The 21566-nt window shown below is 72.4% G+C and carries 20 protein-coding genes; 9 read left to right on the top strand and 11 right to left on the bottom strand.

All coding sequences use genetic code 11. The features are described from left to right. Positions 1–2: 2 nt before the first annotated feature. Positions 3–1010 carry a 2-oxo-4-hydroxy-4-carboxy-5-ureidoimidazoline decarboxylase gene (uraD, locus tag DVK44_RS29125; protein ID WP_228447414.1) on the bottom strand — a complete coding sequence of 336 codons (1008 nt, stop codon included), beginning with the start codon at positions 1008–1010 and terminating at the stop codon, positions 3–5. 996 nt (positions 1011–2006) lie between these two features. Between uraD and DVK44_RS29120 the strand changes: the two genes are divergently transcribed. After that, the gene (locus tag DVK44_RS29120; RefSeq protein ID WP_114663614.1) at positions 2007–3026 is read left to right on the top strand and encodes an LAETG motif-containing sortase-dependent surface protein; all 1020 of its coding nucleotides are present in this window, start codon (positions 2007–2009) and stop codon (positions 3024–3026) included. 125 nt (positions 3027–3151) lie between these two features. Here DVK44_RS29120 and DVK44_RS29115 read toward each other — a convergent pair whose 3' ends face one another. Genes DVK44_RS29115 through DVK44_RS29100 form a run of 4 tightly spaced genes read right to left on the bottom strand, consistent with a single transcriptional unit; the run spans position 3152 to position 5499 of the window. Next, positions 3152–3499 (bottom strand): helix-turn-helix domain-containing protein, encoded by a 348-nt coding sequence (locus DVK44_RS29115; RefSeq protein ID WP_181957679.1) that lies wholly within the window; start codon positions 3497–3499, stop codon positions 3152–3154. A gap of 53 nt (positions 3500–3552) precedes the next feature. After that, entirely contained in the window at positions 3553–3843 is a 291-nt protein-coding gene (locus tag DVK44_RS29110) for a hypothetical protein (RefSeq protein WP_114663612.1), read from the bottom strand. Positions 3844–3901: 58 nt separating this feature from the next. Further along, positions 3902–5140 (bottom strand): NAD(P)/FAD-dependent oxidoreductase, encoded by a 1239-nt coding sequence (locus DVK44_RS29105; protein WP_114665511.1) that lies wholly within the window; start codon positions 5138–5140, stop codon positions 3902–3904. A gap of 38 nt (positions 5141–5178) precedes the next feature. Beyond that, on the bottom strand, positions 5179–5499 hold the full coding sequence (locus tag DVK44_RS29100; protein ID WP_114663611.1) for a bifunctional 3-phenylpropionate/cinnamic acid dioxygenase ferredoxin subunit: 321 nt from the start codon (positions 5497–5499) through the stop codon (positions 5179–5181). A 288-nt stretch (positions 5500–5787) separates the two neighbouring features. Between DVK44_RS29100 and DVK44_RS29095 the strand changes: the two genes are divergently transcribed. The 5 genes from DVK44_RS29095 (at position 5788) to DVK44_RS29075 (ending at position 12460) form a co-directional block, all read left to right on the top strand. Then, positions 5788–6531: an IclR family transcriptional regulator gene (locus DVK44_RS29095; RefSeq protein WP_114665510.1), complete on the top strand. Its 744-nt coding sequence runs from the start codon at positions 5788–5790 to the stop codon at positions 6529–6531. A gap of 282 nt (positions 6532–6813) precedes the next feature. Further along, positions 6814–7188, top strand: a complete 375-nt coding sequence (locus DVK44_RS29090) for a hypothetical protein (protein WP_162794090.1) — start codon at positions 6814–6816, stop codon at positions 7186–7188. 372 nt (positions 7189–7560) lie between these two features. After that, positions 7561–8661 carry an S-(hydroxymethyl)mycothiol dehydrogenase gene (locus DVK44_RS29085; protein WP_114663609.1) on the top strand — a complete coding sequence of 367 codons (1101 nt, stop codon included), beginning with the start codon at positions 7561–7563 and terminating at the stop codon, positions 8659–8661. A gap of 42 nt (positions 8662–8703) precedes the next feature. Continuing rightward, positions 8704–11220 carry a GcvT family protein gene (locus tag DVK44_RS29080; protein ID WP_114663608.1) on the top strand — a complete coding sequence of 839 codons (2517 nt, stop codon included), beginning with the start codon at positions 8704–8706 and terminating at the stop codon, positions 11218–11220. 100 nt (positions 11221–11320) lie between these two features. After that, positions 11321–12460: an aromatic ring-hydroxylating oxygenase subunit alpha gene (locus DVK44_RS29075; RefSeq protein WP_114663607.1), complete on the top strand. Its 1140-nt coding sequence runs from the start codon at positions 11321–11323 to the stop codon at positions 12458–12460. 30 nt (positions 12461–12490) lie between these two features. Here the strand turns inward: DVK44_RS29075 and DVK44_RS29070 are convergent, their stop codons facing one another. Further along, positions 12491–13054 carry an AMIN-like domain-containing (lipo)protein gene (locus tag DVK44_RS29070; protein ID WP_114663606.1) on the bottom strand — a complete coding sequence of 188 codons (564 nt, stop codon included), beginning with the start codon at positions 13052–13054 and terminating at the stop codon, positions 12491–12493. A 148-nt stretch (positions 13055–13202) separates the two neighbouring features. Beyond that, positions 13203–14066: an intradiol ring-cleavage dioxygenase gene (locus DVK44_RS29065; RefSeq protein WP_114663605.1), complete on the bottom strand. Its 864-nt coding sequence runs from the start codon at positions 14064–14066 to the stop codon at positions 13203–13205. A 196-nt stretch (positions 14067–14262) separates the two neighbouring features. Between DVK44_RS29065 and DVK44_RS29060 the strand changes: the two genes are divergently transcribed. After that, entirely contained in the window at positions 14263–15075 is an 813-nt protein-coding gene (locus DVK44_RS29060; protein ID WP_114663604.1) for a hypothetical protein, read from the top strand. Between the two features lie 61 nt (positions 15076–15136). Beyond that, positions 15137–15688, top strand: a complete 552-nt coding sequence (locus tag DVK44_RS29055) for a GNAT family N-acetyltransferase (protein WP_114663603.1) — start codon at positions 15137–15139, stop codon at positions 15686–15688. 57 nt (positions 15689–15745) lie between these two features. Here the strand turns inward: DVK44_RS29055 and DVK44_RS29050 are convergent, their stop codons facing one another. Continuing rightward, positions 15746–17077: a bifunctional class I SAM-dependent methyltransferase/N-acetyltransferase gene (locus tag DVK44_RS29050; protein ID WP_114663602.1), complete on the bottom strand. Its 1332-nt coding sequence runs from the start codon at positions 17075–17077 to the stop codon at positions 15746–15748. A gap of 41 nt (positions 17078–17118) precedes the next feature. Then, positions 17119–18249, bottom strand: coding sequence for a ribosome small subunit-dependent GTPase A (gene rsgA, locus DVK44_RS29045; RefSeq protein WP_114663601.1), 1131 nt, complete (start codon positions 18247–18249; stop codon positions 17119–17121). Between the two features lie 314 nt (positions 18250–18563). Here rsgA and DVK44_RS29040 point away from each other — a divergent pair, with 314 nt between their 5' ends. Continuing rightward, entirely contained in the window at positions 18564–19076 is a 513-nt protein-coding gene (locus DVK44_RS29040) for an FBP domain-containing protein (protein ID WP_114663600.1), read from the top strand. A 141-nt stretch (positions 19077–19217) separates the two neighbouring features. Here the strand turns inward: DVK44_RS29040 and DVK44_RS29035 are convergent, their stop codons facing one another. Beyond that, on the bottom strand, positions 19218–20066 hold the full coding sequence (locus tag DVK44_RS29035; protein ID WP_114663598.1) for a hypothetical protein: 849 nt from the start codon (positions 20064–20066) through the stop codon (positions 19218–19220). Then, entirely contained in the window at positions 20066–21334 is a 1269-nt protein-coding gene (locus DVK44_RS29030) for a VWA domain-containing protein (protein ID WP_114663596.1), read from the bottom strand. Before DVK44_RS29030 ends, DVK44_RS29035 begins: the two co-directional genes overlap by 1 nt. Between the last annotated feature and the right edge of the window lie 232 nt (positions 21335–21566).

Raw genomic sequence — 21566 nt, 5'->3', positions numbered from 1 at the left:
CTCTAGCTCCCTCGGTATACGGAGTAGCCGAACGGGTTCAGGAGCAGCGGTACGTGGTAGTGCCGGCCGGGGCGGACGCGGAACGCGACCGTCACCTCCGGGAAGAACGGCGCACCGCCGTCGTCGCTGCCGTCGTCGCCGTCGGCGTTCTTGGCGGTGAGATACGGGTCGGTCTCGAAGTCCAGGCGTACGCGTACGGTGCCGGCCGGCAGCGCGGGCAGCTCCTTGCACCGGCCGTCGCCGTCGGTCCGCGCACCGCCGAGAGCCGTCCAGCGCGCGCCGGGGCCCTCGCCCAGGGCCGCGAGGGTGACGGGGACACCGGCGGCGGGGCGGCCGAGGCTGGTGTCGAGGATGTGCGTGGAGACGGAGGCGGGGGCCGCTGCCGACTGCTCCTGCCCGGTCGCTTCCGTCAGCGGCTCGGGCTCTTGCACGGCCTCTTCCTCCTCCGGCTCGTGCCCGGTCCCGTCCGTCACGATCGTCGCGAGACGCGCCAGCCGGATGCGGTTGATCCTGCCGAGTTCGGCGCGCGCGATCTCCCGCTCCCGCTCGGGCGGGTGGCCGAGGCGAGTGCGCAGCGCGTCGCGCATGTCCTCGGCGCTCGCGCCCGTGGCACAGATCAGGAAGACATGCCCGAACCGCTCCTGGTAGGCGAGGTTCAGATCGAGCATCTCGGCCCTGAGCGCGTCGGACGCGTCCGCCATCCCGCGCTGCTCGCGGGCGGAGGCCGGGTCGCCGGGCCGGGGGCGGCCGATCGGCGGATGCCCGGCCATGGCCTCGTCGAGATCCGCGCCGTCCAGCTCGCCCGTCGCGGAGTCACCCGCGGCGAGGAGGTCGTCCGCCGTGGCGTACGGGCGGCGGGCGAGCAGCGCGTGCGCCCACGCCGTGCTGGCGCACACCTCGCGCAGCGCGGCCAGGGCCTCGTCGTCGGGGGCCGCGTTGAGACGGGCCAGACCCGGCCGCGGGGTGAGCGAATCGCGCGGGGCGGACGTATCAGAGGGTGGCGACGGCACGGGAGCCTCCGTGGTTGCGCTGGGCGGGGCTGTGCCTTAGCTAACGCCCTGCGCGACACGACGTCAACAGTTTGTTGAATTCCCTGGCCCGCCCCGGCCTTCCCCGGCCCGGCACGGAGTCGGGGCCCGGGTCCGGCCCCGGACACCTTCCCGAATGCGGTAAGACCACAACCCCTCGCCACTCGGCTGGACTTCACCGCAACCTTCGGGCATCGCGTTGATCATGGGGCTCGGCGCCGCCGACCGCCGTCGCGCGGCACATCGTCACCCGCACCCGGCCGAACCGTACTGGCCAGTACCCCCGCGCGAGGCCGACCCGGGCGCCCCGTACGGCCGTACGACCGCCCGGCGCGGCCCGGACCGGCGGCGCGCGACGCTCCCGCCGCCCGCGACCGGGGGTCCGGACCGCGCCCCGCGCGGCACCTCCTCCCGACTCGCCCGCACGACACCGCCAAGCGCCTGACCTGCGGCGTCACCAGGCCGGGCGCGAGGGCGGCGGCCGGCGTGAGCCCCCCGGCCGACGCCACCCCCGGCGGCGTACGGGGCGGGTGCCGGCCCGGAGCGGGCCACGCGGGACCGGCCGTCCGGAACGGCCCGCCGCCGCACCCGCCGGGCCGAGCGGAGCCTGTCCAACCGGTTGTGATGCAGATGTGGAGAGTGTGGATGGGGAGTGGGTGGCACGCGGAGAGAGAGTGGACATAGTGGCCGATGTCGTCACGGTCTCCCATGTGGACCGCACACGCCCGTATGCGGGATCTGCCCCACCTGATGGAGCATCCATTTCCAGCCACCGTGGCAGATTGACATGGGGGTGGCGCCGCCAGCACGATGCGTCATGCCGCCGAGGGCCCAACCGCCCGGCGCGCAACCAATCACTTCAGCCCGGCCCTGTTCGGCCTGCCCCGTTACCAGCGCGCGGCGGGCGGCGTCGAGTTGTGCGATCTGTGTCGCACACCAGGCGCGGAACGGACCGGGCACAGCAAAGATGGGAAACGCATGGCCATATCGAGACGTGTCACGGCGTTGCGTCTGCTCGGGATCGGCGCTGCCGCCCTGGCCTTCACCACCGCCGCGGCGGGCTCCGCCTGGGCGGGCGACTGCCCCGGCGGCAAGGGCTGGGACAAGGGCAACCACGGGGGTTACAAGCCCGGTACGGGTGCCGGTACGCCGGTCACCCCGGTCACCACGACCGACAAGTGCGAGTTCTCCCTGGACGGCCGTGACTGGTACTCCCAGATCAAGGTCGACGACATCAATCTCAAGCCGGCCGACGACGGCAAGGTCCACGTCAAGGTCCGCACCGCGTCCGACTCCGCGAAGTGCACGGTGTCGCTCGCCTCGTACCGTACCCACGGCCCCACCTGGAACACCTCCGGTGAGCAGGTCTTCCACGACTTCGACAGCGTCGAGATCAAGCACGGCGGCCAGGACACGCTCGACGTGGCCTTCCCCGACGTCGGCTGCTACGCGCAGGTCGACCTCTACCGGGGCAAGATCAAGTACGACGGTCTCAAGGACGCGAACGACGGCTTCGAGCACGGCGACCTGCCGATCGGGCCCAGCCGTCCGGTCATCAAGGACAAGCTGATCGCCGCCTGGAACGGCGGTACGAAGAACTGCACGACGCAGGAGATCCCGCCCGCGCCGGAGCCCTCCACCGAGACGCCGTCCGAGGAGCCGCCGCCGGCCGCGGAGACTCCTTCGACCGAGGAGCCGTCCGAGCCGCCCACGCCCGAGGAGTCGACTCCGGAGAGCCCGGAGCCCTCCACGAGCGAGCCCACCCCGGCCACGTCGGAGCCGACGCCCACCGCGTCCGAGCCGACCGACGAGGCGTCCTCGACGCCGCCCAACACGCCGACCGAGGCATCCACCGGTGGTACCGGTGGCGGCGGTGACCTGGCGGAGACCGGTGGCGGCAATGTCGTCCCGATCGCCGCGGGCGCGGCCGTGCTGCTGGCCGCCGGTGGCGCGGTCGTGATCATGACCCGTCGCCGCAAGGCCGTCACGGGCGCCTGACCGGGCCGCACCGCACAGACTGAAGACCGCCTCGCGCGGCCGGCGCCCCTCCTCCGAGGATGCCGGCCGCGCGAGGTGTTTCCGCGTTCGGGGCCGGTGAGGCGCTGTCAGCCGGTGCCCGGCTCTCAGCCGGTGGTGGTGTCGCCGTCCAGGGACCTGGCGCGCTGCTCGTTGGCGTAGTTGATGTAGTTGTAGACGGTGAAGCGGCTGACCCCCAGGGCGCTCGCCACCGTCTCGACACCGTGCCGTACGGAGAACGCGCCGCGCGCCTCCAGCCCCTGGACGACCGACTGCTTGGTGCGGCGGTCCAGTTCGGCGAGCGGCCTGCCGTAGCGGCGTTCCAGGGCCGCCAGGATGTGGTCGAGGGACTCCGAGAGCTGCGGCAGCCGTACGGCGAGCAGCTCCTCGCCCTCCCAGGTCAGCACGACATCGTCGGGCTCGGCGGCGGCCGGGGCCAGCAGCTCGCCGCCCATGGCGTCGACGAGCGGCTTCACGGCCACGACGAAGGGGTGCTCCAGCGGTACGGTCACCGGGCACCGCCGACGCCGCTACCGGTATCGACAGCCTTGTCCCCGTCGTCCTCGATCACATTGACCTGGAGCGAGATCCGGGTGGCGCCGACCGCCAGCGTCTCCCGCAGCATCGCGCCCACCGCGGCGAGCACCGCGTCCGCGCCGCCCTCCGCCGTATTGCCGAACGGGCCGACGTCGACGGCGTCCAGCTCGGCCCCCCGGATGACCTCCCGGGCGACCACCGCGTGCGCGGGCGCCTCGTCGAGGTCGAAGGGTTCGGTCGTGAACTCGACTCTCAGTCGCACTGTGCCTCCATCGCGGGGCGCGCCACCGCCGGACCGCCCCGTCCACCGTCACCCGACCTTAACGGACCGCCCTCGCCCGGTCCGCCCCGTCCGCCCGGTCCGCCCGGTCCGCTCCGTCCGCGGGATCACCGCGTACCGTACGGGCCAGCTCGCGGCGGAGCCGGGTGAAGGGGCGCGGCCGGTTGGCGGCGAGGGCCGCGACCGGGCGGCCCGCGCGTTCGTAGACGGCCAGGAAGCCGTCGCCCGCCGCGAAAGCGCCCTCCGTCAGCGCGCCGTCGACGATCCGGACCGTGTCGCCCGACCGGGTGCGCCCCGCGAACTGGAGCCGTACGCCGTACTGGTCGGACCAGAAGTACGGCAGGCCGGTGCCCGTCGCGACCGTACGGCCCGCCAGCAGGTTGCGGACCGCGACGGCGGGCTGTTCGGCGGCGCTGGTCCAGTGCTCGGCGCGGTGGCCGTCGAGGCGGGCGACATCGCCCACCGCCACCACGTTCGGCAGCGGGGTCGCGCCGCCCGCGTCGCACCGTACGCCGTCGTCGAGCGGCAGCCCGCTGCCCGCCAGCCAGCCGGTACGGGGGCGGACCCCGACGCCGACCACGACGACCTCGGCCGGCAGCACCCGGCCGTCCGTCAGCTCCACCCCGCGCACCCGGCCGGCCGTGCCGTGGAAGGCGGTCACGCCGGTACCCGCGAGGAGTGCCGTGCCGTGCGCGGCGTGCAGTCCGGCGCAGAACGCCCCCATCTCCGGGCCGAGTTGCGGGACCAGCGGTACGGCCGCGGCCTCCACGACGGTCACCTCGTGGCCCAAGGAGCGGCAGGAGGAGGCGACTTCGGCGCCGATGAAGCCCGCGCCGATCACCACCACCCGCACCGGCCCGCCGGACAGGTCCGCGCGCAGCGCCTCGGCGTCGTCCAGGGTGCGCAGGGTGTGGACACCGGCGAGGTCAACTCCGCCCAGGGTGCGAGGAGTCGCGCCGGTGGCGATCACCACCGCGTCCGTACGCAGCTCCCGGCCGTCGGCGAGCCGCACCGCGCGCCCGCCCGGGTCCAGCCCGGTCGCCCGTACGCCGAGGAGCCAGGTCGCGTCGAGTGCGCGCTCCTCCTCCGGGTCGGCCAGCTCCAGCGCGGCCCGGTCGGCGGCGCCGGTGAGGAAGCCCTTCGACAACGGCGGCCGGTCGTACGGGCGATGGGGCTCGTCGCCGACGATGACGAGCCGGCCCGCGTACCCCTGGCCGCGCAGCGCCCGCGCCGCGTACAGCCCGGCGAGCGAGGCGCCGACCACGGTGACCGTCGACAGGGTGACGGCACCACCGCCCGGGGCTGCGCCGGTGCCGCTCACGCGGCGTCCTCCTCGGCGGCCGGGTGCACATGGATGATGCCGTCGTCGACGGTGACCCGGTGGACGCGCACGGGACGGCGCGCCGGCAGACAGGTCGGCCGCCCCGTACGGAGATCGAATGAAGCGGCGTGGAGCGGGCATTCGACCAGACAGCCCTCCAGCCAGCCCTCCGCGAGGGAGGCGTCCTGGTGGGTGCAGGTGTCGTCGATGGCGTAGAGCGCGCCCTCGGCGTGGAAGACGGCGATCGGTGGCTGGGTGGTGTCGATGCGTACGGCCTCGCCCTCGGGGAGGTCCTCAAGGCGGCAGACGGGGATCACTGGCCCCCCTCTCACTCATCGGTATCCTTGTGTTCCATATCGGTGTTCCGTATCGCGCGTACAGGGAGCGTGATGCGCAACAGAATCGGCAATGGGGGGCTGACTCGTCAAGACCTCCCCCGACGACGACGGCCGGGACCAGGCCGCCAGGTGGGTGAGAGAGACCCGATGACCAACAGAACCGAGAAGGCCGGCAGAACGGGCAGGGCGCACGGGAATCAGCGGAAGGACGGCGTCGCCGCGGCGGACGACGAGTCAAAGGCGCAGCCCAGGGGCGCCGCGAGCGCGGTGCAGTCCGTCGACCGCGCGGTGAGTGTGCTGGAGATCCTCGCCCGCCACGGCGAGGTGGGCGTCACCGGGATCGCCGATGAGCTGGGCGTCCACAAGTCGACCGCGTTCCGGCTGCTCGGGGTGCTGGAGAACCGCGGGCTGGTCGGGCAGGCGAAGGAGCGCGGCAAGTACTACCTGGGCGCGGGGGTGTTGCGGCTCGCGGGCGCCGCCGCCGTACGGCTCGACATCTCGCAGGAGAGCGCGCCGCTCTGCCGGGAACTCGCCGACGAGGTGGGCGAGACGGTCAATATCGCGGTGCTGGACGACGACGCGGCGGTCAACATCATGCAGGCGCGCGGCGCCGCCTCGGTCACCGCGCACAACTGGCTGGGCCGGCGCACCCCGTTGCACGCCACGTCCAGCGGCAAGATCCTGCTGGCCCATCTGCCGCCCTCCGGCCAGGAGCACGTACTGGCAAGGAAGTTGGCGCGCTTCACCCAGCGGACGGTGACCGACATAGGTGAGCTGCGCGCGCAGTTGCAGCTGGCCGTGGAGCGCGGCTACGCCTGCACGGTGGAGGAGCTGGAGATCGGGCTGAACGCGGTGGCCGCGCCGGTACGGGCGCACGACGGGTCGGTGATCGGCACGATCAGCGTCTCGGGTCCGGCGTACCGGCTGGGCGAGGAGCGGCTGCCCGTCCTGGCGGAACGCACACTCGGGGCGGCGGCGGAGCTGTCGCGGCGTATGGGGTACGCCTTGTGAAGCATTTCTCTGTTCCACCGGATCGAAACACGACGTGAGCCATGACTTGAGCCGCTTCGCTCGCCCGGACGGGCCGCTCGCGGGCCTGTCTTCGGGCCGTGCGATTCGGCCAACTCCCCAGTGGATATTGGTGCTTGCGATACCAGTGGCGGAAGTGGCACGCTTGGGCCGTACGAATCCCGAGCCCCGTTGACAGTCCTGTTGTCAGTCCTGTTGACGGTCGGGAATATCCCTTTTTCTCGCAGCCGGTCCTGCTGCGTACGCACGGAGGAGAAAACAGCCTTGCCTAAAATTGCTCTCAAGACGTGGTCGATCCGTACGGCAGCCATCACGATTGCCGCCACGGCCACCATGATGGGCACGGCTGCCAACGCCCAGGCCGCCACCAGCACCTTCACCCTCTGCAACTCGTCCACCTCGGGCTTCTGGGTGTCCGCGAAATTCTCCGACGGCAAGACAACTCCCGAAGTACCCCCGCGCGGGGTCTGCTCCCACACCACGAGGACCGGAAAGAGCAACGAGACCGTCAGCCTCATCGCAATCAACGTGTCCAACAACACGTCGTACACCTTCGCCGGTTTCAGTTACGACAGCAACAAGAGCATCACCGTGAACACTTCGGGAACCTACAACGCGGTCTCCTGGAACTGGAAGTAACCGTACGGTAAATTCGGACACCCTTTCATAAATCCGTCCAGCTGGTCGTGAATAACCAATTCCAGCCCATGCTCTATTGATTGAATTCTTGTTGATGGCCCGTCGGGTTTCCCGGCGGGCCATTCGGCGAAGGCGGCCCCGGCGGCCGGCCCCCGCCCGGCCCGCCCCGGCGCATCCCACGCACCCGGCGCGCCCCGCGTACCCACCGCCCTTTTACCGGAGGTTAACTCGGCGCTCTTGACGCTGCGTCGGCCCGTTCCCAAGATGTCTCTCATCGCGCAATCGATAGTGCGATACGCAACAGGGCATGTGGTCTGTGGGTGTGTGGGTGCTGTGCTGGGCTACGCAGGGCTACCGCGGAGGAGTCAGGCCGTGTCACACGAGGTCCGCGCGGTTGTCGCGATGAAGAAGGACGCACCCGTCGAGGTGACGACGATCCTGGTCCCGGACCCGGGCCCCGGTGAGGTGCTGGTCTCCGTCCAGTCCTGCGGGGTATGCCGCACCGATCTGCGCTACCGGGAGGGCGCGGTCGGCGGCGGCGACGGGTTCCCCTATCTGCTCGGGCACGAGGCCGCCGGCACCGTCGAGTCCGTGGGCGAGGGGGTCACCGGTCTTGTCCCCGGCGACTCCGTCGTGCTGGCCTGGCGGGCGCCCTGCGGCCGGTGCCGCTCCTGCCGCCGGGGCCGTCCGTGGTACTGCTTCGACAGCCGGGGCGCCCAGCGGTCCATGACCCTGCTCGACGGCACCCCGCTCACCGCCGCCCTCGGTATCGGCGGCTTCGCCGAACTGACCCTGGTCGCCGCCGGGCAGGCCGTGAAGGTCGACCCCGCCGCCCGGCCCGAGGCCGCCGGGCTGATCGGCTGCGGGGTGATGACGGGGTACGGCGCGGCCGTGCACACCGCGGGGGTGCGCGGCGGCGACACCGTCGCCGTGATCGGCTGCGGCGGGGTGGGCGGCGCGGCCATCGCCGGGGCCTCGCTCGCCGGGGCCCGGCGGATCATCGCCGTCGACACCGACGACACCCGGCTCGACGGCGCGCTCCGCTTCGGCGCCACCCACACCGTCAACTCCCTCGGTACGGACCCGGTCCTGGCCGTCCGTGAACTCACCGGCGGGTGCGGGGCGGACGCGGTGATCGACGCGGTGGGCCGGCCGGAGACCTACCGGCAGGGCTTCGCCATGCGGGATCTCGCGGGGGTGCTGGTGCTGGCCGGGGTGCCGGACCCGGGCGCCACGGTCACCCTGCCGCTGCTGGAGGTGTTCTCGCGCGGCGGGTCGCTCACCTCCTCCTGGTACGGGGACGCGCTGCCCAGCCGCGACTTCCCGGTGCTCGTCGACCTCTATCTGCGCGGCAAGTTCGACCTGGGCGCCCTCGTCTCCGAGACCCTCTCGCTGCACGAGGTGGAGGACGCCCTCGCCCGGATGCGCGCGGGCGACGGCGGCGACGCGCCGCGCTCCGTGGTCACGCCCTGAACGCTCAGCCCTGGTGCCCCTTCGGTCCGAACGAGGAGTGGTATGTCCGCGAGTCGCAGAGAAATCGCCGGCGTTGATCCCCGCGCAACGCACCGTGTCGTTCCCCGCGCCGTTCCCCGCGTTGTCATCATCGGTGCCGGAATCGTCGGCTGCTCGCTGGCCGACGAACTCACCGCGCGCGGCTGGACCGATGTCACCGTCCTCGACCAGGGTCCGCTGGACGCGCCCGGCGGTTCCACCTCGCACGCCCCCGGGCTGGTCTTCCGTACCAGCCCCTCCAGAACACTGACCGCGTTCGCCCAGTACACCGTGGAGAAGCTGGGATCGCTCTCCGTGGACGGGGTCTCCTGCTTCCACCCGGTCGGCGGTCTGGAGGTCGCCACCACCGGCGAGCGCTGGGCCGAACTCCACCGCAGGGCGGGCTTCGCCGCCTCCTGGGGAGTGCCGGGCGAGCTGATCACCCCTCAGGAGTGCCTGAAACTCTGGCCGTCGCTGAACGAGGAACGCGTCCTCGGCGGCTTCCACACCCCCGGCGACGGGCTGGCCCGCGCCCTGCTCGCCTGCCGCGCGCAGCGGGAGCGCGCCACCGCGCGCGGCGCCCGCTTCCTGGGGCGGCACACCGTCACCGGGATCGACACTCGGGGCGGCCGGGTGACCGGTGTCGTCACCGACCGGGGCGGCTTCCCCGCCGACCATGTCGTCTCGGCGGCCGGCTTCTGGGGGCCGGTGATCGGACGGCTCGCGGGAGTGCCCGTACCACTGCTGCCGCTCGCCCACCAGTACGCGCGGACCGGCCCGCTGCCCGAGCTGTACGGGCCGGCCGGCCCCCGCGCCGAGGCGGGCCGGCCCGTCCTGCGCCACCAGGACCGGGACCTCTACTTCCGGGAGCACACCGACCGGATCGGCATCGGTTCGTACGCCCACCGCCCGCTGCCCGTCGACCCGTTCACCGTCCCGGCGTACGACGACGCGCCCGTGATGCCGTCCTCGCTGCCCTTCACCGAGGAGGATTTCGCGCCCAGTTGGCGCGACGCCACCGAGCTGCTGCCGGCGCTCGCCGCGAGCCGGGTCGAGGAGGGGTTCAACGGCGTCTTCTCCTTCACCCCGGACGGGATGCCCCTGCTCGGCGAGAGCCGTGAACTGACCGGGTTCTGGCTGGCCGAGGCGGTGTGGGTGACCCACTCCGCCGGGGCCGCGCGGGCCGTCGCCGAGCTGATGACCGAGGGCCGGTCCGCCACCGACCTCCACGAATGCGACACCGACCGCTTCGAGGACGTCCAGCGCACCCCCGCGTACGTCGAGGAGCGCGGCGCGCGGAACTTCGTCGAGGTGTACGACATCATCCATCCGCTCCAGCCCATGGAACGCCCGCGCCCGCTGCGCACCAGCCCCTTCCACACCCGGCAGCGGGAGCTGGGCGCGTACTTCCTGGAGGGCGGCGGCTGGGAGCGGCCCCACTGGTACGAGGCCAACGCGCCGCTCACCGAAGGCATTTCGCTGCCCGGGCGGGACACCTGGTCGGCCCGCCACTGGTCACCGACCGCCGCCGCCGAGGCGCGGGCGACCCGTGAGCGCGTCGCGCTGTACGACATGACCCCGCTGCGCCGACTGGAGGTCACCGGGCCCGGCGCGCTCGCCTTTCTCCAGCGGATGACGACGAACAACCTCGCCAAGAAGCCCGGCGCCGTCACCTACACACTCCTGCTGGACGAGGCGGGCGGCATCCGCTCCGATCTCACGGTGGCCCGGCTGGGCCCCGACCACTTCCAGATCGGCGCCAACTCGCCTGCGGACCTGGGGTGGTTGCTGCGCCACGCGCGCGACGCGGGCGATCCGGTGGAGATCAGGGACATCACCTCGGGCACCTGCTGTGTCGGCGTCTGGGGACCACTGGCCAGGGCGCTGGTGCGACCGCTGACCCGGGACGACTTCTCGCACCAAGGCTTCGGCTACTTCCGCGCCAAGAGCACCCATATCGGCTATGTCCCGGTGACGGCGATGCGGCTGAGCTACGTCGGGGAGCTGGGCTGGGAGCTGTACACCACCGCCGATCTGGGCGCCCGGCTCTGGGACACGCTGTGGGAGGCCGGGCAGCGGCACGGTGTGGTGGCGGCCGGCCGCTCCGCCTTCAACAGCCTTCGGCTGGAGAAGGGTTACCGCGCCTGGGGTCACGACATGACCACCGAACACACTCCCTACGAGGCCGGTCTCGGCTTCGCCGTACGGATGGACAAGGGCGAGTTCACCGGCCGGGCGGCGCTGGCCGCGCTCGGTGACCGGGCCGGGCGGCCGGAGCGCCGGCTGACCTGTCTGACACTGGACGACCCGGCCGCCGTGGTGCTGGGCAAGGAGCCCGTACGGGTGGACGGGGCGGTCGCCGGATACGTCACCAGCGCCGCCTACGGATACACGGTGGGGCGCTGTGTGGCCTACGCCTGGCTGCCGGGCGGACTGACGCCCGGGACCGGGGTGCGGATCGACTACTTCGGTGACCGGCTCGCGGCGACGGTCGCCGAGGAGCCGCTGTACGACCCGCGCATGACCAGGATCCGCAGCTGAGAGCCCGGGTCACCCGCCACTGCCACCGCCGCCGCCACTGCCACCCGCTGCCGCCACCGCAGTTGCCCCCACCCCGCCGTGCCGTGAGGAGCACCCCGCCGTGACCATCACACCCCCGTCCCCCGTGCCCGTCCCCTCCCTCATCCCCACCCTCCCCGGATCCGCCTACACCGACCCGGAAGTCTTCCGGCGGGAGCAGGAGAGGATCTTCGAGTCGCTCTGGTTCTGCGCCGTCCGCTCGGCCGATCTGGCCGCCCCCGGCGCGTTCCGTACGGTCCGGATCGGCCGGGAGAGCGTGCTTGTCACCCGTTCCCGTACGGGCGCGCTACGGGCCTTCCTCAACGTCTGCCGGCACCGGGGCGCCCGGCTGTGCACCGAGGAGTCCGGGCAGGTCCGGCGCAACCTCCAGTGCCCGTACCACGCCTGGACGTACGACCTGGACGGCAAGCTGGTCGCGGCGCCCAACCTGGTGAAGATGCCGGACGTCGATCGGGTGGCGTACGGGCTGATCCCGGTGCGGCTGCGGGAGTGGCTCGGCTACGCCTGGCTCTGTCTCGCCGAGGACCCGCCCTCGTTCGAGGAGCAGGTCATGGGCGCGGCGGTCGAGCGGCTCGGCGACGCCGCGTCGATCGAGCGCTACCGCACCGAAGGGCTGGCGCTGGGCCGGCGGATCAGCTACGACGTCCGGGCCAACTGGAAGCTGATCGTCGAGAACTTCATGGAGTGCTACCACTGCGCCACGATCCATCCCGAACTCACCGATGTGCTGCCGGAGTTCGCGGAGGGGTTCGCCGCGCAGTACTACGTGGGGCACGGCGCCGAGTTCGCCGAGGAGGCGCGCGGCTTCACCGTGGACGGCAGCGAGGGCTTCGGCCGGCTCCCCGAGGTCTCCGACGACCAGGACCGCCGCTACTACGCGATCACGGTGAAGCCGCAGGTCTTCATCAATCTCGTGCCCGACCATGTGATCGTGCACCGGATGTTCCCGCTCGCGGTGGACCGTACGGTCGTGGAGTGCGACTGGCTGTACGCGCCCGAGGTCGTGGCGTCGGGCGCGGACGTGTCGAAGTCCGTGGAGCTGTTCCACCGGGTCAACGCCCAGGACTTTGAAGCGTGCGAGCGGACACAGCCGGGGATGGACTCGCGCGCGTACCGGGCGGGGGGCGTGCTGGTGCCCAGCGAGCACCACATCGGCGCCTTCCACCAGTGGGTGACGGCCCGGCTGGGCGACGACGCCTGAGCCGGGCCGTACGGGCGGCGGCCGGACCGGCTACCAGGTGTGGGCCACGTCCACGACCACCCGGTCCGGCAGGGTCAGCACCCGGAAGGGCAGCCGGGCGCGGACGCCGAGACCGACGGTGGTCTCGCCGTGGTAGTAACCGGCGTAGCGGGCGTCGCGGAACGTCTCGTAGCCGGTGAGGTTCACCCCGGGGAGCGGCGCGGCGAGCGCGCTCACCGGGTACGCCGGGGTGGTGGTGCCGGGCAGGAACACGGGCGTGGCGATCCGGATCGCGAGGATGGCGCCGCCGCTGACCGGGATCGGTGTCTCGGAGACATGGGTGATCTTGTCGACGTACCCCACCCGGTGCCCGGCGGGGTTGGCCGTGGTCATCCCCGGCACATCGAAGACCATCCGGTCGTAGCAGTCGTGCCGGCCGGTCCTGACGTTCGTCAGCGGCTCCTCCGAGTGGGTGGCCAGCGCCTTGTCCAGGCTGCCCCAGCCCGCCTCGCAGGCGACGGCGGCGCTCGGCGCGGCGGCGGCGACGGTCGGTGCCACTCCCCCCGCCGTGACGGCCAGCCCGAGTGCGGTCAGTACGATTCCCCAGCGTTTCATGTGCGGACAACCCCCTTTTTATGGTGGCTTGTTGGCCACACCACCGAAGACAGGCGGGATACCGCTTTGGTTGCACGGATGGATCAGGAGAACCCGAACGGGCGGCGGCGGGTGGGGCCGCCGCCGCCCGGTGGGGCCTGCGCCGTTCTCAGGCGCGCGAGTTCACCCCCAGTGTCAGCGTCCCGGTGTAGCCGGCCGACGGGGTGGTGCCGAGCGCGGTCAGTGTCATCAGCCCGGAGGTCGCGCCGCCGCCGTCGTAGATGGAGTCGTTGCCCAGCTGGGTCTCGGGGGTGGTGTTGGCGCTGTACGGGGACAGCGCCTGGATCCTGCTGTTGACGGTCGGATCGTAGAAGAGCTGGCCGGTGTGGACGAGATTGCCGCCGGTGTACGAGTTGTTGGTGAGGGTGACATTGGTGTGAACGCGCAGATGGGTGTGGACGGCCCGGCCCCGGTAGTGGCCGGGCCAGATGGAGGTCAGCCGCACCACACCGTCACCGCCGGTGAGCTGGGCGCCGCGCAGGAAGGTGCCGTTGTCCGCGCCCGGGTGGCCGTTGTTGCCGACGAAGCCGGAGTACTCACCGAGCGCGTCGCAGTGCCAGATCTCCAGCAGCGCGCCCGCGAGCGGGGCGCAGGAGTTGGCGAGGTCGACCACGGTGAGTACGAACCGGACCTCGAAGCCCGCCTTGTTCTCGCGGTTGTCGACGCGCACCAGCGCGCCCGGGAGCGAGTACGGTCCCTCGGTCACCCGGGCCGTGAGCGAGCACACCGCGGCGGCGGCGACCGGGGCGAGGGCCGTGGTGCCGTTCGCGCCGGTGGTGCCGTCGCCGCTCGCCGTCCCTCGGGTGGCCGCGGCGACTCCGGTGGCTGCTAACGCCGCCGTGGCGGCGAGTGCGGCGCCGCCGACGACGACGTTCCGGCGGGTGACGGGGGAGGTGGGGGAGGCGGGGTCCGCGTGCGCGGAGGTCTCGCCGGTGGGGGTAGCGCCTGTGGGGGTCGCGCTCTCTTCTGTCATGACGGGCGAGCGTGCGGGAGAAGTCTGTCATGCACATATCAGTAGACTGTGTGTCCGATAACGAATGAGCAAAGCCCGTTTACTCCAACTTGCCTGATGTAAAAGCCATGTGATGTGTCATCAGGTCGCCGCGCGGGGAAGCACCGGCCGCCGACCCCGTCCCTGAGGGACGATGGGGGCGACGAGAGGACCTGCGATGACAGAGAGCGTTTCGGTGTGCTGTCCCTCCTGCGGCAGCTCCCACACCGCTACCGCGGCGGCCTACCCGTGCCCGTGCGGAGCGCCCGTGGTGCCGCCGCTGCTCGGGCACGCCCCCGTGGCAGCCGTCACCCGCCGTGCCTGGGCCGACGAGTGGGTGACGGTCCGCTGCGCGGCCTGCGGGTGCGACGGCGACTGGCCGCGGCCCGAACTGGGCTGCCCGTGCGGCACGGTGCTACGGCTCCCCGTACGCCCGGCCGGTGGTACGGAGGCGGCGCCGCCGCCGGACGCCCCGGCCCCGACGACCGCGACGCCCACCGCGTCCGCCGCGCCGGACTCCCCCGGCTCCCCCGTCTCTCCCGACTCCCCCGGATCCGGCCAACTCCCGCCGCCGGAAACTCCCCGGCCGTCGTTCCTGCCGATGACGATCCGTACGTCCCACGACGCGGTGGCGACCGCGGCGCTCTATCTGCGCTGGCTGGGCTTCAAGAGCGTCGTCCGCACCGGCGAACCCCCGGCCACCGACGGCCCCGGGAGCCCCACGGACCCCGGTGTGGAGCTGCGCGGCCCCGATGTCGTCGCGCAGGTCGACCCGACGACCACCCCCGCGTCCGTACGGTCCGTCGAGTGTCTCTGGCTCAACGGCCTCAACGCGTCGGCCGCGGGCATCCACTTCGCACTGGCCGGATACGCCGAGGACGCCCGCGCCCGGGCCGACGAACTGGGGATCCCCCTCTTCGTCCTCGACCTCACCGGCACCCCGCGACCGGTCAACGGCCCGGCGCGGGACCTGCTGCGGACCGGTGCCTGACGCCGCGCGCACCCGGCGAAAAGGTGTGCCCGCCCACCCGTCCGCCCGTCACACTGTCCCCATGCCGATACGCCCCGCGGTCCCCGCCGAACTCCCCGTCCTCCAGGACATCGAAAGAGCGGCCGGCCGGCCCTTCCGCGCGCTCGGAATGGCCGCGATCGCGGATGACGAGCCGCCCGGCCTCGATCTGCTGGAGCGGTACCGCGCCGTGGGCCGCGCATGGGTGACGGACGACGGCACCGGCCGGCCCGTCGCGTACCTCCTCCACGACACGGTGGACGGCGCCGCGCACATCGAACAGGTCTCCGTCCATCCGGACATGGCCCGGCGCGGCCTCGGGCGCGCGCTGATCGAGCATCTCGCCGAGCGTTCCGTGCGCGCGGGGCTGGACGCCCTCACCCTGACCACCTTCGCCGAGGTGCCGTGGAACGCGCCGTACTACGAGCGGCTCGGCTTCCGGGTGCTCGCGGACGGTGAACTCACCGACGGGCTGCGGGAGATCCGCCGCACGGAGAGCGGGGACGGACTCGACCGGTGGCCGCGCGTCTGTATGCGACGCGCGCTCCCGCGCCCGCAACTCCCTTCTCCCGCAGCCCACTTGACGGACGGGTGACCGGGAAGGGGCGGTGGTGCCCCGGGGAGTCCTGACCCCGGGGCACCACCTGAGGGATCAGACGCCGAACGCGGCGGGGTACTCGATGGTGCCGGCGGGCACCGGGCAGGTGTCGTCCAGGGCCATGGCCATCATCGCCTCGTCGGGCACGTCGAAGGGCGCGCGGATACCGAAGCCGGAGGCCCGGGTGAAGCCGAACCGCGGGTAGTAGTCGGCGTGTCCGAGGACCAGCACGAGGTTCTCACCCATGGCCCGGGCCGCCGTCAGCGCGGCGCGGATGGCGGCGGAGCCGGCGCCGGTGCGCTGGGCCGAGGGCAGCACGCCGCACGGCGCCAGCGCGAGAGCGGGCGCGCCGTCGACGTGGCAGCGGGTGAGGAGGGCGTGGCCGACCGGGGTGCCGTCGGCCGCCTCCGCGACAAAGGACAGACCGTCGATCCACGCCTTCGGGTCGGCGCGCAGGAGGTCGACGATGTCGGCCTCCCCGGCGGTGGGGAAGGCGCCGAGGTGGATGGCGCGGATGGCGGCGATGTCGTCGTTGGTCTCCGGGCGGGCGGTCCAAGCGGTCATGGCGGTTCCGTTCTCGGGAGTGTGAGGGGTGCGAGAGGTGCGCGGAGTGTGCGTGGTGCGCGGAGTGTGCTGGGTGTTGTCGTGGAGGTGCCGGAGGAGGTAGGCGGCGTAGTTGTAGTCGCTGCCGTACTCCCGCCGCATGGCGATCTCCGCACGGGCGGCGGCGAGCGCCTGCGGCATACCGGGCCGGCGCGGGTCCGCCCGGACGATCCGCCGGGAGAGCGGGGTGTAGTACCCGTCCCACCAGTCGCTCTCCGGCAGCGGCCGGTGCGCGAGCAGCCGGTAGCCGGCGGCCTGTGCGGCGTCGGTGTTAGCGGCGCGGGTACGCAGCGGATAGGCCGCGTCCCAGTAGGCGCGGGCCGCCGCCGCGGGAGCGGTCACCGTCCACTCGATCTCGGTGACGACGACGATGCCGCCGGGCGCGAGCAGCCGGCGCCAGGCGTTCAGGGCGACGTCGAAGCCGACCGTGTAGACGGATCCCTCGGCCCAGATCAGGTCGAAGCTGCGATCGGGGTACGGCAGTTGGTCCATCGAGCGGTTGACGACCGTGACCCGGTCACCGAGGCCCCGGCGTGCCGCCTCGGCCGCGAGGTCGTCCAGGAAGGGCTGGTGCAGATCGACCGCCGTCACCCGGGCGCCGGCCTCCTCGGCCAGCAGCAGGGCGGAGCGGCCGGGGCCGCAGCCCGCGTCCAGCACCCGTGGGTGCTCCGGCAGCGGCCCGGCCGTCGCCAGCAGGTGCCGGGTGGTGGCGTCCGAACCGGGGCCCTGCCTGGGCAGGTTGTGGTGCAGGGCGAAGAACGCCGCCGTCACCGGATCGGCCACCGGCGGGGTCGTACGGGCTCCCGGCGGTGGCGTGGTGCGGCTCACAGCTGGCGCTCCCGGAACTCGTAGGTGGCGCGCAGATGCCGGGTGATGTCCTTCTTGACGGAGTCGCGTCCGGCGCGCAGCCGCGCGTCGGTGCGCGAGGCGGCGTAGGCGCTCTCCCGCAGCAGCCGGTGGTAGCTGTCCAGCCGGCGCTGGGGCACCTCGTCCGCCGCGACCGCCGCCAGGACCGCGCAGCCGGGTTCGCCGACATGGGCGCAGTCCGTGAACCGGCAGTCCTGGGCGAGGCGTTCGATCTCGGTGAAGGTCTGCTCCAGCCCGTCCTGGGTGTCGTGCAGACCGATCGCGCGCAGACCGGGGGTGTCCAGCAGGACCCCGCCGCCGGGCAGCGGCAGCAGCTCCCGCCAGGCGGTGGTGTGCCGGCCCTTGCCGTCCACGTCGCGGACGGAGCCGGTGGCCAGCCGGTCCTCGCCCAACAGCCGGTTGCCCAGGGTGGACTTGCCCGCTCCGGAGGGGCCCAGCAGCGCGACGGTGCCGTGCAGGAACGCGGTCAGGGTGTCCAGGCCCTGCCCGGTCACGGCGCTGGTGACCAGCACATCCACGCCCGGTGCCACCTCGGCCACCTCGGCCGCGGCCCGTTCGGCGTCGGCGCACTGGTCGGCCTTGGTGAGCACCACGACCGGCTGGGCGCCGCTCTCCCAGGCCAGGGCGAGCATGCGTTCGGTCCGGTCGTGCTTGAGCGGGGCAGCCAGTGACACCGTCACCACGACCGTGTCGACGTTGGCGGCCAGGACCTGGCCGTGCGAGGTGCGCGAAGCCGTCGAGCGCACCAGAGCGGTACGCCGCTCCAGCACCGTATGCAGCACCGGTCCGTCACCGGCGCCTCCGGTGCCAGTGCCGGTGCCGGTGGCAGTGCCGGCGGGGCGCAGGGCCGCCCAGTCGCCCGTGCACGGCGACGGCAGCGCGTCCCCGTGATCGTCGGTGGCGGGAATCCTCACACGGAGGATGCCGTCATCGGTGACCGCCTCGCACGAGCCGCGTTCGGCGCGCACGATACGGGCCGGGATCAGCCCGGCGGCGCGATGAGGTGTGAAGGCGTGCTCACACGCCTCGTCCCAGCCGTAGTCCGCGAGGGAACAGGGCTGGTCAGGGAAGGAAGAAAGTTGAGACAACGCAGAGACCTTTGAACAAGGACCCCGGTGAGCGCACAGCTCTGCCCCTTGAGCCGTCGCGAGGGACGGCCGAATAAAAGGAGCGTTGGATCAGACCGGGATCCGGGACGTGAGGATGGTCTGTACGGCACTGCGCACGGCAGTGGCCTTTGCGGCAGTCATCAACTCACCTCCCCATTCCGGTCACGCAGCCGACCCAGTTGTCTCTGCTCCGAAAACGGTAACACGCCCCCGTCCGCCCTGTGCCGGCCGAGGCCAGGGCCCGCACGGAAAATCCGGCGACACACTGCCCCCGCGCTTGTTAGTTTCCGGGGATGAAGGCCCTCACCGAGCAAGAGATCCGTGGATCGTTCGTCAACTGTTCCAAGGGCGAGGCCCGCCGGCTGGGGCTCCCCCGGGATCTGGCGGATCTTCCCTGGGCGGATCTCGACTTCCTCGGCTGGCGCGACCCCGGGGCGCCCGAGCGCGGTTATCTCGTCACCGAGCGCGACGGAGTGTGGACCGGCTTCGCGCTGCGCGGCACGGCGTCCGGCCGCCGGAGCCTGCTCAAGTCGAGCATCTGCTCGATCTGCGTGACACCCCACAACGCCTCGGGCATCGATCTGATGACCGCGCCGAAGACCGGCGCCGCGGGCCGGCAGGGCAACTCCGTGGGGATGTACATGTGCGCCGATCTGGCGTGCTCGCTGTACGTACGGGGCCGGCGCAAGCCCGTGTTCAGCCGCCGGATGGAGGAGTCCCTCACCGAGGAGGAGCGCATCGCCAGGACCCGCAGGCACCTCGACGCGTTCCTGGACAAGCTGTACGAGGACGCCACGGCGGCCTGACGCGCGTCCCGGCGCCCGCCGCCCTGCGCCGAGCCACAGGCCGATACGCCGACGGGCCGGCGGTCCGGGAAGCTCCCGTACCACCGGCCCGTCCACGTGTGCGCGTATGTACGTGCCTGCCGCCGCGCGCCAACGGCCGCGCTACACCGCCGCGTTGCGCCGGGCCGGCCGCGCCAGGGTGTAGCCCGCGATACCCGCGAGCGCGCCGAGCACACCGCCGGCCACGGTCCACAGCCAGCGGTCCGTCCACCAGCCGGAGGCCCAGCCGCCCTCCGGCTCGACGCCGGACGCGGCCAGCTGGGCCCCGGCGCTCGACGCGCCGCCGCCGCTCTGCGAGACCGTCGTACGGCCCGGGGTGAGCGGGGTGGTCAGGCTGCCGCCGACCGCGTGGGCGCCGCCCTGGCCGGGGGTCTCGGCCTCGATCTCCGTCAGCACGGGCAGACCGAGGTCCTCCTGCTTCGCGTCGAGGACGGTCAGCCGGACGAAGTAGCTGCCCGGCAGGGGGTCGTTGGCCCACGGCTCGGCCCACGCCCGTACCGTACGGAGCACACAGCGCAGCTCGACCGACGCCTTGTCCGCCGCGAGCGACTTGGTCTGGGTGCCGTACACACACGGCTGGCGGCGGCGCAGTCCGTCGTAGACGTCGACCTGCCAGGTGACCGGGCCCTTCCGCGCGGCGGCCGAGTCGGGCAGGGTGACCTTCGCCTTGACCGTGGCGCGCTGGCCCGCGTCGACGGGGAACACCCAGTACAGGTAGTCGCCCGTGGAGCCGCCGGCCGTGGCCCGCTGGCCGGGCCGGAAGGCGGTGGCCGTACGGAACGAGGTGCCGGCCTCCGTCGGCGCCTCGGCGCTGTCGGAGGAGCCGGAGGACGCCGAGCCGGCCGGGGTCGGGGTCTCGTCGGCCACCGCGCTGCCCGCCGTACCGAGGAGCAGGACGGCGGCGAGCAGGGTGCCCGTCACTCCGCCGGTGAACTTGCCGGTGATACGCATCAGTTGCTCCAGACGAGACGCAGGCGGGAGATCCAGCCCCACAGCAGTCCGGCGATCAGCCCGGTGAGGACCATCGTGCCGAGCAGCCACCAGCCGCGGCCCAGACCGAACGCGGCCACGTCGGACGCCGTGCTGGGCGCGTCGACCAGGTCGACGGTCAGCTCGACGGGCAGGCCCGGGGTGGTCTGGACGGAGGCGGGCGCGGAGAAGGAGTTGCTGATCTGGAGGCAGACGGTCTCCGGGGTCTCCTTCGCCTCGTCATCGTCCACGTCCGCCTTGGGGTAGCGGAGTCCCGAGGAGATCACATCGGTGCGTCCGTCGCCGGACTCGGCGCCGCGCACGAGTTCACGGCCGTGCACGGTGACGGCGCGCAGCAGCACGCCGTAGTCCTTGTCGACGGCGCGGTCGGCGCCGACGCTGACCGAGGCACGCAGCTCCTGGCCCGGCAGGACGTCCACGCGGTACCAGCGGTGCTCGGAGAACTTCTCGCGGTCGCTGTAGAGACCGGGCTTGATCTGCGGGGCGTTGGCGCAGCTCGCCGCGCCTTCGGTGGCAACGGGGTTGACGACGGGGTCGGCGGCGCGGTCCACCAACTGGGTTACCCGGCGCGAGAGTTCCTCGGTGTGCTGGATGGCGGTGAAGGTGCCGCCGGTGGCCTCGGCGATACAGGTGAGCTGCCGCCGGGTCTTCTCGTCGGGTACGAGGCCGAGGGTGTCGATGGTGAGGTGAATGCCCTTGGCGGCGATCTCGCGGGCCACCTCGCAGGGGTCGAGCGGTGCGCAGGTGTCCTCGCCGTCGGTGATGAGAACGATCCGGCGGGTGGCGTCGCCGTCCTCGCCGAGGTCCTCGGCCGCGCCGAGGAGGGCCGGGCCGATCGGCGTCCAGCCGGTGGGCACGAGCGTGGCGACGGCGGTCTTCGCCTCCGTACGGTCCAGCGGCCCCACCGGGTAGAGCTGCCGGGTGTCCTTGCAGCCGACCTTGGTGTCCTTGCCCGGATAGTCGGCCCCGAGGGTGCGGATGCCCAGCTCCACCTCCTCCGGCACCGCGTCCAGCACATCGTTGAACGCGAGCTTGGCCGCCGCCATCCGGGACTTGCCGTCGATGTCCCGGGTCCGCATGGACCCGCTGACATCGAGGACGAGATCGACCTTCGGCACCGGCTTTCCGGCGGGTTCATCGGCGGCGGCAGCTGCGGGAGGGAAGAGTCCTACGGCCAGGGTGGCCACCAGACCGCATACGGCGGCTGCCGACCGTCTACTTATGATCATCGCCGGATGATAATGAGAACGCCCCCACGGGAACAAACGAAAGATGACGCACCGTCAACTGCCTTTCTGTCAAACGGGCAGCGGCACTGACCGTACGCAACAGGCCACCCGGGGGCGCGCGTCGGGCCCGGAACGCCCTTCCGGGCGCCTCGCGCCCCTCTTGACCGGCCTTTTCTGTGCATGGGAGCGCTCCCAGTGGTTGGATGGCAGAGAGCCCCACCCTGTACACCGC

Origin of the sequence: Streptomyces paludis (genome assembly GCF_003344965.1) — a bacterium.
Taxonomy (GTDB): Bacteria; Actinomycetota; Actinomycetes; order Streptomycetales; family Streptomycetaceae; genus Streptomyces; species Streptomyces paludis.
Note: the sequence above shows the minus strand (reverse complement) of the source record. Positions and strands in the feature narration are given on the sequence as shown.